The sequence below is a fragment of the Vibrio sp. 10N.286.51.C3 genome, from assembly GCF_003050065.1.
Taxonomy (GTDB): domain Bacteria; phylum Pseudomonadota; class Gammaproteobacteria; order Enterobacterales; family Vibrionaceae; genus Vibrio; species Vibrio crassostreae.
In genome coordinates, this window is the sequence record NZ_PIGC01000014.1 from 39,424 (window position 1) to 53,840 (window position 14,417).

Below are 14,417 nucleotides of genomic sequence, written 5' to 3' on the forward strand. Positions count from 1 at the left end.
GAAGTGCCAAGCATTTCGTTGATTATCTAGGGGTTGTGATTATTAGTTAAATAAGCGTTAATAAACGAAAGCTAAGTTTTTAGCCTAGAGTACAAGGGTTTGCTGCTTATCAGCCTTAACTAATCAGGGATTATCCGGTGAAGTTCATAAAGCGATTATTCATATTTACATTGATTTGCATGATTCTTGGAGTCAGTACAATTTTCGGGTTTTATTATTACGTAAAACCAGAGTTGCCTGATGTTGCCACTTTGCGCGACGTAGAACTCCAAACGCCGATGCAAGTCTTCAGTCAAGACGGTAAGTTGATCTCTCAATTTGGCGAAAAGCGTCGTAATCCGGTGACTTATGACGAGATTCCTCGCCACTTAGTTGAGGCTCTGATTGCCACCGAAGATAGCCGTTTCTATGAGCACCCTGGTATTGACCCAATCGGTATCACACGTGCAGCACTCGTGGTTGCAATGTCGGGTTCAGCAAAACAAGGGGCGAGTACCATTACTCAGCAGCTTGCGCGTAACTTCTTCTTATCTAATGAGAAAAAGATTATGCGTAAGATCAAAGAGATCTTCATTGCGATCCACATTGAGCAACTGCTTAGTAAAGAAGAGATCATGGAGCTTTACGTAAACAAGATCTTCCTTGGTCACCGTTCGTATGGTTTTGGCGCTGCAGCACGTGTTTACTTCGGTAAGGATCTTCCTGATCTAACACTGAGTGAAATTGCGACACTTGCGGGTATGCCCAAAGCACCTTCGACAATGAATCCTATTTACTCTGTTGAGCGCGCGACTAACCGTCGTAACGTCGTATTGCGTCGTATGTTAGACGAGCAATACATCACTCAAGCAGAGTTCGATGACGCTCGTAGCGAAGAACTTATCTCGAAATACCACGGTGCAGAGATCGAACTGAGCGCGCCGTATGTTGCAGAAGTTGCACGTGCTTGGATGGTGGAACGCTACGGTGAAGAAGCTTATACATCAGGCATGAAGGTCTACACGACTGTTGATTCGAAACTGCAAAAAGCAGCGAACCAAGCCGCAATTAAGAACCTACTTGGCTACGATGAGCGTCATGGCTACCGTGGCGCTGAAAAAGTATTGTGGCAGACTGCGCAATCAGCGTGGGATCAAGAACAAATCGTTAAACACCTTAAGTCTCAACCAACCTATGGTGACCTAGTCCCTGCTGTTGTTACCGCAGTTAATTCGAAAAGTGCGCAAATTTGGGTTAAGAACCAAGGTAAAGGCACTATCGAATGGCAAGGTATGAACTGGGCACGCAAATTCCTAACGGATAACCGCCAAGGACCAGCGCCTTCTCAAGCAAAAGAGATTCTAGCTGTTGGTGAACAAATCTGGGTTCGCCATGAAGCCGTTACAGGCGATGAAGTCTCTGAAGAGCCGACAGAAGAGTCAGCGACTGCAGAATCAGAAACACCAGTTGTATGGCGACTTAGCCAAGTACCTAATGCGAACACCGCATTTGTTGCAATGAATCCGAACAACGGCGCTGTGTTGTCGATGGTGGGTGGCTTTAACTTCGTACACAACAAGTTCAACCGTGCAACGCAATCTATTCGTCAGGTGGGTTCTGGTATCAAACCATTTATCTACTCAGCAGCGATTGAGAAAGGCTTAACGCTAGCCTCACTGATCAATGATGCCCCGATTAACCAATGGGATAAGAGCCAAGGCACAGCATGGCGACCAAAGAACTCGCCACCGACTTATGTGGGTCCAACTCGTCTACGTATTGGCTTAGCTCAGTCTAAAAACGTAATGGCGGTACGTGTACTACGCGAAGTAGGCCTGGATGATACTCGTAACTACCTTACTCGATTTGGTTTTGATATTGACGAAGTACCGCGCTCTGAAACTATTGCGCTAGGTGCTGGTAGCTTAACGCCAATGAAAGTAGCGCAAGGTTACTCGGTATTCGCTAACGGTGGTTACTACGTTGAACCTTTCTACATCAGCCGCGTTGAGACTCCATTTGGCGAGACTGAGTTTGAAGCGACACCAAAAGTCGTCTGTAAAGAAGATTGCAAACAGACCATCACAGCCGATCCAATGGCGGATGAGTTTGCAGAGCAAGACGTGGATGCGAAAGTTCAATACGCACCTCAAGTTATCTCTGAGCAGAACGCATTCCTAGTTCGTGAAATGATGTACAGCAACATCTGGGGCGGCGGTGATTGGAGTGCGGGTACAGGTTGGAACGGTACAGGTTGGCGTGCACAACCACTGAAACGTCGTGATATTGGCGGCAAAACCGGTACGACTAACGACTCGAAAGATACTTGGTACAGCGGCTACGGCCCTGGCATGGTTGCAACGGTATGGGTTGGTTTTGATAACCACAACCGCAACCTAGGCAGAACCAAAGCGAACTCAAACCTTGGTAAGAACCAAATTACGGGTGCAGAAGCTGGCGCGAAAACAGCAGAACCTGCATGGGTTGATTTCATGGGTACTGCGTTAGCGGGTGTTCCTGCTGAACGTAAAGAGATTCCGGAGAACATCGTTCGTGTTCGTATCGACCGTGAAACTGGCTTATTGACTAATAAGTTCGATAGCTCATCAATGTTCGAGTACTTCGAAAAAGGCACTGAGCCAACCGAGTACATCACAGAACGTTTCAATGACGACATCTACTCAACCTCATCAGGTGAAGCAGTAGAAGAACTGTTCTAGCTAGGGTTTGTTGAACCTAGTAAGTTGAACCAACAAAAAGGGTTGATATGAATTCATATCAACCCTTTTTTTATATCTATACCTTACCAGCTTGGGCTCTGAGATCGAGTGTTAAGCTGTTTTCTCCAGTTGAGTTCGGATAGTCTCAGCCAATTGCTCGAAACGTCCCTTCAATGGAGAACCCGGACGGTAAGCCACGACAATTCTACGTGAAGGCGTTGGATTCACCGCAGGTACGTAACACACACCGTCTTTCTGCTTCTCTTTCGGCACAGATAGCTGAGGAAGCAAGGTAATACCCGCCCCCGCCGCAACCATGTTACGCAGCGTTTCTAAGCTAGTCGCCTTAAAGCGCTCATCATCTTTGGCGCCCGCCGCAAAACAGAAGCCCAAGGCTTGGTCTCTTAAACAGTGACCGTCACCTAGCGCCAGTACGGTCTGTCCATTTAGCTGCAGCATATCGATAGTGTCTTGCTGAGCCCACTCGTGGTCACATGGAACGGCAACACTTAAGGGCTCGTCATACACATCAATCTCTTTGAACACCGCGGTTTCGTCAACTGCAGCCAGTACCAAGCAATCAAGCTTGCCATCTTCAAGTTGACTCACTAGCTGATGGGTCTGAGCTTCATGCAAGTAAAGCTCAAGATCTGGGAAGCTCTCTTTAAGATGAGGAACAATCTTAGGCAAGATGTAAGGACCCACGGTTGGAATAAAACCAATGTGCATTGGCCCCGTCATCGCTTCACCGTGGCCACTCGCCATATCTTTAAAAGTTTTCACTTCATTGAGAATACGCTTGGCTTGTTCAACAAGTTGTAACCCTGATTCTGTAAATATCACCTTCCTTGGACTACGCTCGGTTAACTGAAGTCCGATTTCATCTTCTAGTTTGCGTATTTGACCGCTTAGTGTTGGCTGACTGACAAAGCACGCTTCTGCCGCTTTTCGGAAGTGTTTATGCTCTGCGAGCGCTACCAAGTATTCAAAGTCACGAATGTTCATGATCAGTTTCTTACCTCAGGTTTTAATAAGAACAAGGGTTCTAACAAAAACATTTAAAAGAAAAATGCCATTGATAGAATTTACCTATCAAAACCATAACATCAAACGATTAGAGCTATCAAAGGATTTATCTAATAATGGGCTCAACGAAACGAAACAGAGCGAAGAAAAACGTTAAGCTCTGATAGAACAAAATTAAAAATACTATTTAAGGAAATCAATATGTTTGCATCTAAAGAAGGTCAATCAATCCCTCAAGTAACATTCCCAACTCGCCAAGGTGATGCATGGGTTAACGTAACGACTGAAGAGCTATTCAAAGACAAAACAGTTATCGTATTCAGCCTACCAGGTGCGTTTACGCCAACATGTTCTTCAAGCCACCTACCTCGTTACAACGAGCTACACTCTGTATTCAAAGAAAACGGTGTTGATGACATTCTGTGTGTTTCAGTAAACGACACATTCGTAATGAACGCTTGGAAATCAGACCAAGAAGCAGAAAACATCACATTCATCCCAGATGGTAACGGTGATTTCACAGACGGCATGGGTATGCTAGTTGAGAAAAACGACATCGGTTTCGGCAAACGTTCATGGCGCTACAGCATGCTGGTTAAAAACGGCGTGGTAGAAAAAATGTTCATCGAAGAAGACGTACCAGGCGACCCGTTCAAGGTTTCTGATGCAGATACTATGCTTAACTACCTTGCTCCTGAGCACAAAGAGCAAGAGTCAATCACAGTATTCACTAAGCCAGGCTGTCCTTTCTGTATGAAAGCAAAACAGAACCTAATCGACAAAGGTCTGAACTACGAAGAAGTGGTTCTAGGTAAAGATGCAACAACAGTAAGCCTACGTGCAATCTCTGGTCGCACTACCGTTCCTCAAGTATTCATCGGTGGCAAACACATCGGTGGTAGCGAAGAACTAGAAGCTTTCCTAGGTTAATCACTTAGTCGCAAGTAAACGCTTAGTAAATAAATAGCAGTAATACCAGCTAACCCACCCTCTTGTGGGTTAGCCATTCCAAACGCTCTTATCTGAGTTTTGGAAAAAAGAATATAGCTGGTGACTCGCCTGTCTTTTACTAACCTATAGTTAGTAACAAAAAGCAGAACCACAAGCTAAACCTAATAAAACAGAATCACAAAACTGACCCACTATCCTGACTCTCAAAAAATCACCAGAGTTGGAGGGGTTCGTTCAAACCAAATTTAGCCATTGCGAGAAAATTATTATGAAACAAGTCAATGTAGATGTAGCAGTTATCGGGGGCGGTACGGCAGGTTTAGGTTCTTACCGCGCTGCAAAAGCACACACTGACAGTGTCGTGATGATTGAAGGCGGCCCTTACGGTACAACCTGTGCTCGTGTTGGTTGTATGCCATCTAAACTGCTTATTGCAGCAGCGGAAAGCGTACACCAAATCGAGAAAGCACCAGCTTTTGGCGTTCACCCACAAGGTGATATCGTGATTAACGGCCGTGAAGTGATGGACCGAGTGAAGTTTGAACGTGACCGTTTTGTTGGTTTTGTTTTAGAAGGTGTTGATGAAATCCCAGAGCAAGACAAGATCTCTGGCTACGCAAAGTTTTTAGACGACAGCACACTACAAATTGATGACCACACGGTTGTCACCGCTAAACGTATTGTTATCGCAACTGGCTCTCGCCCTGCATACCCTGCCGTTTGGAATGAGCTTGGAGACCGTCTGATCATTAACGATGACGTGTTCAGCTGGGATGATTTACCAGAATCGGTTGCAGTATTTGGCCCTGGTGTTATTGGTCTTGAGCTTGGCCAGTCACTACACCGCTTAGGTGTGAAGACCAAACTGTTCGGTTTAGGTGGTCAAGTTGGCCCAGTAACCGACCCAGAGATCATGGCTTACGCAGATAAAGCCTTCAATGAAGAGTTCTACCTAGATGCCGACGTGAAAATCGAAAGCATGAAGCGTATTACCACTGAATCGGGTGAGGCTCGCGTCGAAATCCAGTTCATCAATAAGCAAGGTGAACTAGAAACTAACGTCGTTGAGTACGTACTGGCAGCAACGGGGCGTCGTCCCAACACCGACAAACTTGGCCTAGAGAATACCTCTCTAGAACTTGATGAGCGTGGTGTTCCAATCGCTGACCACTACACGCTACAAACATCATTGCCATCAGTATTCATTGCAGGTGATGCAAGCAACCAACTGCCTCTGCTACATGAAGCAGCAGACCAAGCCCGCATTGCAGGTGACAACGCTGGTCGCTTCCCTGAGATTCGTGCAGGTCTACGCCGCTCTAAAATCTCAGCGGTATTCTCTGACCCGCAAATCGCGATGGTTGGTGAATCCTACAAAGAGATCACCACCCGCTTAGGCACATGTGGTTGTTTCGCAACGGGTGAAGTGTCGTTCGAGAACCAAGGTCGTTCACGAGTGATGCTACGCAACAAAGGTATTCTGCACGTTTACGGCGAGCAAGGTACAGGCCGCTTCCTTGGTGCTGAGATGATGGGACCAAACGCAGAACACTTAGCTCACTTGTTAGCATGGGCACACCAGAACAAGATGACGGTTTCTGAAATGCTAGACATGCCGTTCTATCACCCAGTAATTGAAGAGGGTGTACGAACAGCGCTGCGTGACCTCAACGCGAAACTGCACTTAGGTCCAGAGATGGTGAAACACTGTCTAGATTGTGGACCTGGTTGTTAATCTCGGTTGATTGAGACAGAACACATAAATTAGATACTAAAAAGGAAAGCCATTGGCTTTCCTTTTTGTTTTTCGGCAACGAACAAATAACAGATTCCCGACTACGCTCCTTCGTCGCTTTCGGGAATGACGTTGATTTATTTAAGCCACTAAACCAAAACTTAAACCGTCATTCCAGAACCGAGGGACGAGGTATCTGGAATCTCTTAAAACCGTTACTTATCGCTAAATGCGAGAGAATTACTTCTCAGCTGCAATCACAGAGATCTCAACTAGCAGTGCTTCGCGAGCCATGTCGCCAGTCACACATGCGCGAGCTGGAGCGTGACCTTCTGGAACCCATGCATCCCATACTGCGTTCATTTCTTGGAAGTCTTTCATGTCTTTCAAGTAAATCGTTGCTGACAGCATGTGCTCTTTGTCGCTGCCTGCTTGCTCAAGTAGCGCTTCTACTTTATCTAGCATGGTCTGTGTTTGTTCAGTGATGTCTTTAGTTGCATCAGCACAAACTTGGCCACATAGGTAGATAGTACCGTTGTGTTTAACAATACGGCTCATACGTTGCTTGGTTTCTTGGCGCTCAATCATCGATCTTCTCTCTCTATGTCACCGTGATCCAATATCTTGTGACGTGGTATTATCAGGGCAACAAGCATAACGCGAATCAAGCCCAAGATGACATGTATTCATTGCAATAAAAATGAAAAAATCTTCAACAAACTCGGTCGCTGCCAACGTTGTATGAACCAACTCATGGTGCTGTCGCTCTTGAGTTGGGGAACATGGTGGTTACTTTTCAGGGAAGACCCGAAAACCATCAATGCCATCGCCTTGATGATGGCCGCTTTCGCGTTCAGTGGCTTGTTATCGCTGCATTGGATAATGAAGTTAGTGGTGCTGCCTTTAAGGAACAAAAAGCGTTAGCTGAGGAGTTTGCTGGATAGGCAATAATGGTTAGATGATAGGTTCAATACATCAATCGTGCACCGTAATTATCGAGCTATTATCATTTACCAAACAGCGGATAGAAAAAAGCCCCAGAACCAATCGATTCTAGGGCTTTCTTAGAAAATTCTAAGAAAAAGCAGTGGTACTTTAATAGACCGGGCTTTTCTTAGTTTGTTCCCAAAAAAGATCAGATTTTTGATCTTTTTTTTAGGAGCTATAAAATCAATGTCTTATGCAACATTAACCTTAGCGATAATCTGCTCTACCAAGTTCACTTCCAACGCCACTTCATCACACGCATGTTGACGAGGACACTGGTCACAATCTTTCAGTACCTTCTCAGGCAGTAGAGATTTCGATGTCGGTAAGAAATCATGCTTCATGAAGAACTCTGGTGTACGAGTCAGCACAAACACCTTCTTGATGGCCATTTGTCGCGCTTTCTCAACCAAGTGCTGCACAATCGCAGTACCCTGCCCTTGACCTTGCCAGCCAGCCTCAACACCGAGTGAGCGAATTTCTGCTAAGCCAGAGTCATACACATAGAGTGATGCACAACCTGTCACCTCTCCATGATGTTCCGCGACCGCAAACGAGCCAATATCACGCACCAGTTCATTACGAGAACGAGGTAGATTTTCACCCATGTTCGCCCAGTAAGCGACCATGCCTTCTAACGCTTCAATATCAGTCAGACGAGCAGGACGAACCTTAACGATGGAAGTGTCACGCTGTGATAAACGTTTCTCAGCTTGGTCAACCGCGTAAGCCACTTGCTGTGGAGATACACCACCTAGCGCGCTACGTTTTTCAAGACACGATTCAATGGTCAGGATGTCATATACATCCTCTTCAATCACCTCAGAGAACTCTTTCATCTCTGCGATGGTTAATTCTTCTAATGCACAGCCTTTAGCAATCGCCGCTACTACTGTTACACCGACAATATGGTGAGCTTCACGGAAAGGAATCCCTTTCGCTACTAGGTAATCAGCCAGTTCAGTTGAGTTCGCGTAGCCTTGTTTCGCCGCTTCAAGTGTACGTTCGCCGTTCACTTTAATGCCGTCAAAACAGAGCGCTGCCATTTCCATACAATCATTCCAAGTATCTAAAGCGTCGAACAGACCTTCTTTATCTTCTTGCATGTCTTTGTTGTACGCCAAAGGCAGAGCTTTTACTGTCATCATCATTGCAGCTAGTGAACCGTAAACACGGCCAGTTTTGCCACGGATAAGTTCTAACGCATCCGGGTTTTTCTTTTGTGGCATCAGAGATGAACCTGAAGTCACGGTATCTGCTAACTCGATGAAGTTTGATTCACCTGAGTTGTAGAAAATCATATCTTCTGCAAGACGCGAAAGGTGAAGCATAGAGATAGAAGCGATCGACATCAGCTCCATCACATGGTCACGGTCAGAGACTGAATCTAGAGAGTTGCGCGTTGCACGACGGAAACCTAAGTTGTGAGCTAACTCTTCACGGTCCATCGGGTAAGCAGTTCCGGCAAGGGCACCAGAACCCAGCGGACATGTATCTAGACGCTTAATCGCATCATTCAAACGAGAATAATCACGCTCAAGCATTTCAACGTAAGCCAAGCACCAGTGAGCAAAAGTTACCGGCTGAGCACGTTGTAAGTGAGTGTAGCCAGGAAGCACAGTTTCTTGATGCTGAGAAGCAACGTTGACCATTTGGCTCTGTAGGCGATCCAATGCCAATAGCAGTTGGTTACCTTGCTGACGACACCACAGTTTCAGGTCGGTCGCCACTTGGTCATTACGAGAACGGCCTGTGTGAAGCTTTTTGCCCAAATCACCGACTTTGCCGATAAGTTGTTGCTCAACCCAGCTGTGAATATCTTCTGCATCAGAACGTAGAATCTGTTCAGGATCTTCCATCACCTCAAGTTTTAGCTCATTCAGCGCTAACTCAAGCTTCTGCTGCTCTTCTTCTGTTAATACGTTGACCGACAGTAGAGCCTTAGACCAGGCAATTGAGCCCACAATGTCTTGCTCAGCCAATCGGTAATCAAAACGAAGAGAATCGTTAAAATCTTTGAACCGGGTGTCTGCTGCTTGGGTAAATCTACCGCCCCATAATGCCATTGTGTATCTCCTAATTGCACAGTGCTCACTGTTTTTGCAAATGATAATTCTGATTAAGATTCAGTATTTTTCTGATGGTTTAAACTTACGGCAATTCAAAATGAAAATAAAGTATTAATTCATTATTTTAACATATTTATTCACCAGAAGTTCAATCCATTGATTATTTTCAGCGTGGAGCGCGAATTATATGCCATTCGATAGTAAAAACCGAAGCTGATTTATTCGGCGAATAGAAACTAAAAAGCCCACTCACTAATCAATAGTGAATGGGCTTTGCATAATAATGTCTGTTTACTGACCTTTAAGCTTTCATCAAAGGCTAGCTCACTAACTCATTGTTAGCATTACTTTTGGCTATTCAGAGCACGAATACGGCTTGATAGCGAGTAAAGACGGATGAAGCCTTCAGCGTGGCTTTGGTCGTAAACTTCATCTTCACCAAAGGTTGCAAACTCTTCTGAGTACAGGCTGTTGTCAGAACGCTTCTGAGTCACCGTTGCATGGCCTTTGTAAAGTTTGATAACCACTTCGCCATTCACGTCTTGTGCTAGTTCTTCTGTCGCTGCAAGGATTGACTTACATAGCGGAGTGAACCAACGACCATCGTATACAAGGTGAGATGCTTTAACACCTAGCTCTTCACGGAATTCGAATGCCGCTTTATCAAGAACCAGCTGCTCTACTGCACGCAGTGCTTCCATCATGATTGTGCCACCCGGAGTTTCATAACAACCACGAGACTTCATACCAACAAGACGGTTTTCTACGATATCGATACGACCAACACCGTGCTTAGCGCCCTTCTCATTTAGGTAAACCAGTGCGTTGTATGGCGTCATTGTTTCACCATCAACCGCAACCACTTCGCCTTTTTCAACTTTAAGCGTCACTGTTTCAGATTCGTTTGGTGCCTGCTCTGGGTCTACAGTCCAAGCCCAGCAATCTTCGTTTGGCGCGTTCCATGTATCTTCTAGAACGCCACCTTCTGTAGAGATGTGCCATGCGTTTGCATCACGCGAGTAAATCTTAGTCAGAGAAGCAGTACAAGGAATGTTACGTTCTGCTAGGTAATCTAGACACTCTTCACGGCTCACTAGATCCCACTCACGCCATGGTGCAATTACGTGTAGGTCTGGTGCCAGTGCTGCGAATGCACCTTCAAAACGAACTTGGTCATTACCTTTACCAGTACAACCGTGACACAGTGCGTCTGCTCCTACTTTACGAGCAACTTCAACCTGCGCTTTCGCAATGATTGGACGAGCCATAGAAGTACCTAGTAGGTATTTGCCTTCGTAGTAAGCGCCCGTTTTTAGCGTTGGGTAGATGTAATCTGCCACCATCTCTTCTTTAAGGTCAGCGATGTAACACTCAGAAGCACCCGAAGCTTTCGCTTTCTCTTCGATACCAATCAACTCTTCGTCGCCTTGACCAACATCCGCAACAAACGCAACCACTTCACAGTCATAGTTCTCTTTCAACCATGGAATGATTACTGATGTGTCTAGACCGCCAGAGTAGGCTACTACAACTTTCTTTACGTTAACTTTGCTCATTTTCTTTCTCCTAGTTTCCATACTGCACATGGCGGTCAGCGTTGGAAATGACTTCATAATTATATGTTTATTTAATTTGTCTAAATTCTTTAAGTAGTGACTCGTTGTAAGACCTACTGAGGTAAAAACTGTGTTCCTATGCTTTTACCTGAAAACAGTTGTGTTAGCTTTTCTGGGTATCGCCAAGTGGCAACTTCGATTGGTCGTCCAAGGTCGTTAGCGGCTTCTAGTGCAGCTTGAACCTTAACGATCATGCCGTCAGTAATCACTTTGCCTGTAATAAGGTCATCAGCTTGCTGTTGATTAAGGCTTGGAATGAGGTGGCCTTTGCCATCCAACACACCACTTACATCAGAAAGTAGCACCAGTTCAGCATCAAGTGCGCCTGCAACGGCAACCGCTGCTTGATCGGCATTGACGTTCATCAGTTGGCCTTGCTCAGTCAGACCAATTGAGCTAATGATTGGCAGTGCGCCCGCATTAAGAATCGCTTGCAGAACGGTTGAGTCGCCCGGCTCCGCTTTTCCTACTGCGCCCAGCTCAGGGTTCAGTTCGCTCACTTTGCATAAACCACCATCTGCAAGGCTCAAACCAACGGCATTGATACCATCTTTAATTGCCTGACCTTGAAGTAGTTTGTTGGCCGTGCCCGCTAGTGCACCAGCGATCACAGGGATCTGGTCATAAGGAGTAACACGTAGCCCTTCTTTCTTGACGGTTTCGAGGTTCAACTTATTCATTAGGTCGTCAACAAGGTAACCACCGCCGTGAACAATCACGATAGGTCGCTGTGCCTGCTGTTGGTAAGCTGAAATAGCACCAAATAACTTGCTGAGTGTTTCACCACAAGATAGCGCAGCGCCACCTAACTTTATGATTAATGGTTGATTATTAAGGCTCATATCTAGATTCCTTTACACTAACGCAGTTAATGGCGCAAAACCATAACGTAAATTTAAACACTGCATCGCTTGGCTAGATGCACCCTTTAATAAGTTATCAATCGCTGAAACAACGATGATGTGCTGACCTTGAACCTTCCAACCTAAGTCGCAGAAAGGCGTCTGTTCTACATCTTGAATTCTTGGCAGTGTCTCTTCGAGTAGTCTCACTGCAGGTTTACCTTGGTAAGCTTGCTCAAAGGCATCTTGTATCTGTTGCTCTGTCACGCCTTCAGCCAGTTTCATGGTGATGGTCGCTAAAATACCGCGCTTAAAGTTGCCGAGGTGCGGAGTGAAAATCACATCACATCCTAAATGTGCAGCCATTTCAGGTTGATGACGGTGATTGAATACGCCGTAAGCTTGCAGACTCACTTCGCAGAAGCTGTTAACCATAGTCGCCTTACGACCCGCTCCAGTAACACCGCTGGTCGCGTTAATCACAGGCCATTGGTTCTCATCCAGTAACTTCGCTTCAACCAAAGGCTTAATCGCCAATTGTGATGCGGTTGGATAACAACCCGCGACTGCAACAAGTTGAGCTTCTTTAATCGCTTGCTCATTCCATTCCGCTAAACCGTAAGCGGCTTTATCTAGCCATTGTTCGTGTTGGTGTTCAAAACCGTAGAACTCTTGGTAGAAGTTCTCGCCTTTAACTCTGAATGCACCCGATAGGTCGAAGACTTGGCAATCGTTTTCTAGAAAAATTGGCGCTAGGTCGTGACTTACTTCGTGTGCGGTAGCTAAGAAAATCACATCAGACTGCTTTGCTACTTCTTCTGGATTCGTTAATGGCTGTACTGGCATATCAATCAAGCCAGCTAACTTACCGTGCAGTGCCGCAATAGGTTTACCTGCGTCTACACTATTGGCTGAGACATATAAACCTGATAGCGTGAGCTCAGGGTGTCTGTTTATCATTAGAGCCAGTTCTGCTCCTGTGTAGCCGCTTGCGCCAATGATCGTGGTTTTCAACATCTCAACACATCCATTCCTGAGGTAAGTTACATTTCAAAATTTGACTATTCATACTTAATTTTTGGCTTTATTTGATTTCTTATGCATTAAATATGATTTAATATGTGTTTTACCGACTTATAGTTTTCCTGTCAATAGTAGAAGTGAAGATATTATGCAATTACCGAGTTTTCTTGAGGTCTACAAAGGCCTAATTTCCACCGACTCTATTAGTTCTACCGATCCAAGCTGGGATCATGGCAACGAAAAAGTGATCGAAAAAATGGCTCAATGGTTTAAAGACTTAGGCTTTAGCGTTGAGGTCGTGGAGGTCGAGCCCGGCAAGCATAATATGGTCGCAAAGATGGGCTCAGGTGAAGGTGGCTTGTTATTAGCGGGACACAGCGACACAGTGCCATTCGATGAAGGGCGTTGGAACTTCGATCCTCACGCACTAACAGAACACAACAATCGCTTCTATGGGTTAGGCACGGCCGATATGAAAGGCTTTTTCGCTTTCGTTTATGAAGCGGCAAAGAAGATGGATTGGAGCAAACAGGCGAAGCCACTTTATGTATTGGCAACCTGTGATGAAGAGACCACCATGCTAGGCGCACGTCACTTCACGGAGAATGCACCATTTAAACCGGATTACTGCATCATTGGTGAGCCAACCAGCCTTGTGCCTATACGTGGTCATAAAGGTCATGTCGCCAATGCCGTGCGAGTAACCGGTAAATCAGGTCACTCTTCGGATCCTGCATTAGGTGTCAACGCCATCGAAATCATGCATGAAGTGCTGTTTGCTTTGATGCAGCTGCGTGACAAGTTAGTCAAAGAGTATCACCACCCAGGTTTCGCTATTCCAAGTCCGACTCTAAACCTTGGCCATATTCACGGCGGTGATAGCGCTAACCGAATCTGTGGCTGTTGTGAACTACATTACGACGTTCGTCCTTTACCAGGCATCAGCTTAGATGGGTTGGATAACATGCTGCGCAGCGCACTCAAGGAAGTAGAAGCAAAATGGCCGGGCAGAATTGACATTACTCCGCTGCATGAGCCGATTCCGGGTTACGAGTGCCAACACGATCATCCATTTATTGGTGGTATGGAATCGGTGTGCGAGATTGAATCGCAAACCGTGAACTACTGTACAGAGGCACCTTTCCTTCAAGAGCTGTGTCCAACCTTAGTACTAGGTCCGGGGTCAATCGACCAGGCTCACCAACCGGATGAGTTCTTAAGCTTCGATTTTATTGACCCAACAATTGATGTTCTGAGTAAATCGATCCGTAAATATTGTTTCTAGTTATTGCTACCCGTTCGATATTTTTATACAAAAGCTACCCCAAAAGGTGGCTTTTATTCTGTTATCTCTGACATAGCCTGTTCTTGTAATTAAATTTCACTTTATTCCACAGTATTGAAAAATTTACTTCTCCCACATTTCTAAACCTAATAATTGCAAACTTAGAATGCTTTATTTGACTAGA

At 45.5% G+C, this 14,417-nt stretch carries 12 protein-coding genes; 6 read left to right on the plus strand and 6 right to left on the minus strand.

The genetic code is table 11. The features are described 5' to 3' along the window. Window positions 1-137: 137 nt before the first annotated feature. The gene (locus CWO27_RS15605; RefSeq protein WP_170960798.1) at window positions 138-2,699 is read left to right on the plus strand and encodes a penicillin-binding protein 1A; all 2,562 of its coding nucleotides are present in this window, start codon (window positions 138-140) and stop codon (window positions 2,697-2,699) included. Window positions 2,700-2,810: 111 nt separating this feature from the next. Here CWO27_RS15605 and oxyR read toward each other — a convergent pair whose 3' ends face one another. After that, on the minus strand, window positions 2,811-3,704 hold the full coding sequence (oxyR, locus tag CWO27_RS15610; protein WP_102433305.1) for a DNA-binding transcriptional regulator OxyR: 894 nt from the start codon (window positions 3,702-3,704) through the stop codon (window positions 2,811-2,813). Between oxyR and CWO27_RS23785 the strand changes: the two genes are divergently transcribed. The 3 genes from CWO27_RS23785 to CWO27_RS15625 all read left to right on the plus strand — a co-directional run bounded on the left by CWO27_RS23785 (window position 3,703) and on the right by CWO27_RS15625 (window position 6,411). Further along, a complete protein-coding gene (locus CWO27_RS23785) occupies window positions 3,703-3,882 on the plus strand; it encodes a hypothetical protein (RefSeq protein WP_107899209.1) in 180 nt (59 codons plus the stop codon). The two genes, oxyR and CWO27_RS23785, sit on opposite strands and share 2 nt — an antisense overlap. Before the next feature lie 44 nt (window positions 3,883-3,926). Further along, window positions 3,927-4,655 (plus strand): glutathione peroxidase, encoded by a 729-nt coding sequence (locus CWO27_RS15620; protein WP_102433307.1) that lies wholly within the window; start codon window positions 3,927-3,929, stop codon window positions 4,653-4,655. Between the two features lie 289 nt (window positions 4,656-4,944). After that, complete coding sequence (locus tag CWO27_RS15625; RefSeq protein ID WP_055319906.1) at window positions 4,945-6,411, plus strand: dihydrolipoyl dehydrogenase; 1,467 nt, start codon at window positions 4,945-4,947, stop codon at window positions 6,409-6,411. A gap of 240 nt (window positions 6,412-6,651) precedes the next feature. Here the strand turns inward: CWO27_RS15625 and CWO27_RS15630 are convergent, their stop codons facing one another. Beyond that, window positions 6,652-6,999, minus strand: a complete 348-nt coding sequence (locus tag CWO27_RS15630) for a RidA family protein (protein WP_004729674.1) — start codon at window positions 6,997-6,999, stop codon at window positions 6,652-6,654. 87 nt (window positions 7,000-7,086) lie between these two features. Between CWO27_RS15630 and CWO27_RS15635 the strand changes: the two genes are divergently transcribed. After that, window positions 7,087-7,335: a DUF3624 domain-containing protein gene (locus CWO27_RS15635; protein ID WP_080967687.1), complete on the plus strand. Its 249-nt coding sequence runs from the start codon at window positions 7,087-7,089 to the stop codon at window positions 7,333-7,335. 254 nt (window positions 7,336-7,589) lie between these two features. On the opposite strand, the gene argH is transcribed toward CWO27_RS15635, so the two are convergent. From argH to argC, 4 genes are all read right to left on the minus strand, one after another. Continuing rightward, on the minus strand, window positions 7,590-9,464 hold the full coding sequence (argH, locus tag CWO27_RS15640) for an argininosuccinate lyase (protein WP_017061136.1): 1,875 nt from the start codon (window positions 9,462-9,464) through the stop codon (window positions 7,590-7,592). A 347-nt stretch (window positions 9,465-9,811) separates the two neighbouring features. Beyond that, the gene (locus CWO27_RS15645) at window positions 9,812-11,023 is read right to left on the minus strand and encodes an argininosuccinate synthase (protein ID WP_017632086.1); all 1,212 of its coding nucleotides are present in this window, start codon (window positions 11,021-11,023) and stop codon (window positions 9,812-9,814) included. 113 nt (window positions 11,024-11,136) lie between these two features. Next, entirely contained in the window at window positions 11,137-11,925 is a 789-nt protein-coding gene (argB, locus tag CWO27_RS15650) for an acetylglutamate kinase (RefSeq protein ID WP_017061138.1), read from the minus strand. Between the two features lie 12 nt (window positions 11,926-11,937). Then, the gene (gene argC / locus CWO27_RS15655; protein ID WP_102433309.1) at window positions 11,938-12,942 is read right to left on the minus strand and encodes an N-acetyl-gamma-glutamyl-phosphate reductase; all 1,005 of its coding nucleotides are present in this window, start codon (window positions 12,940-12,942) and stop codon (window positions 11,938-11,940) included. Between the two features lie 154 nt (window positions 12,943-13,096). Between argC and argE the strand changes: the two genes are divergently transcribed. Continuing rightward, window positions 13,097-14,233 carry an acetylornithine deacetylase gene (gene argE / locus CWO27_RS15660; protein ID WP_102530065.1) on the plus strand — a complete coding sequence of 379 codons (1,137 nt, stop codon included), beginning with the start codon at window positions 13,097-13,099 and terminating at the stop codon, window positions 14,231-14,233. Window positions 14,234-14,417 lie beyond the last annotated feature (184 nt).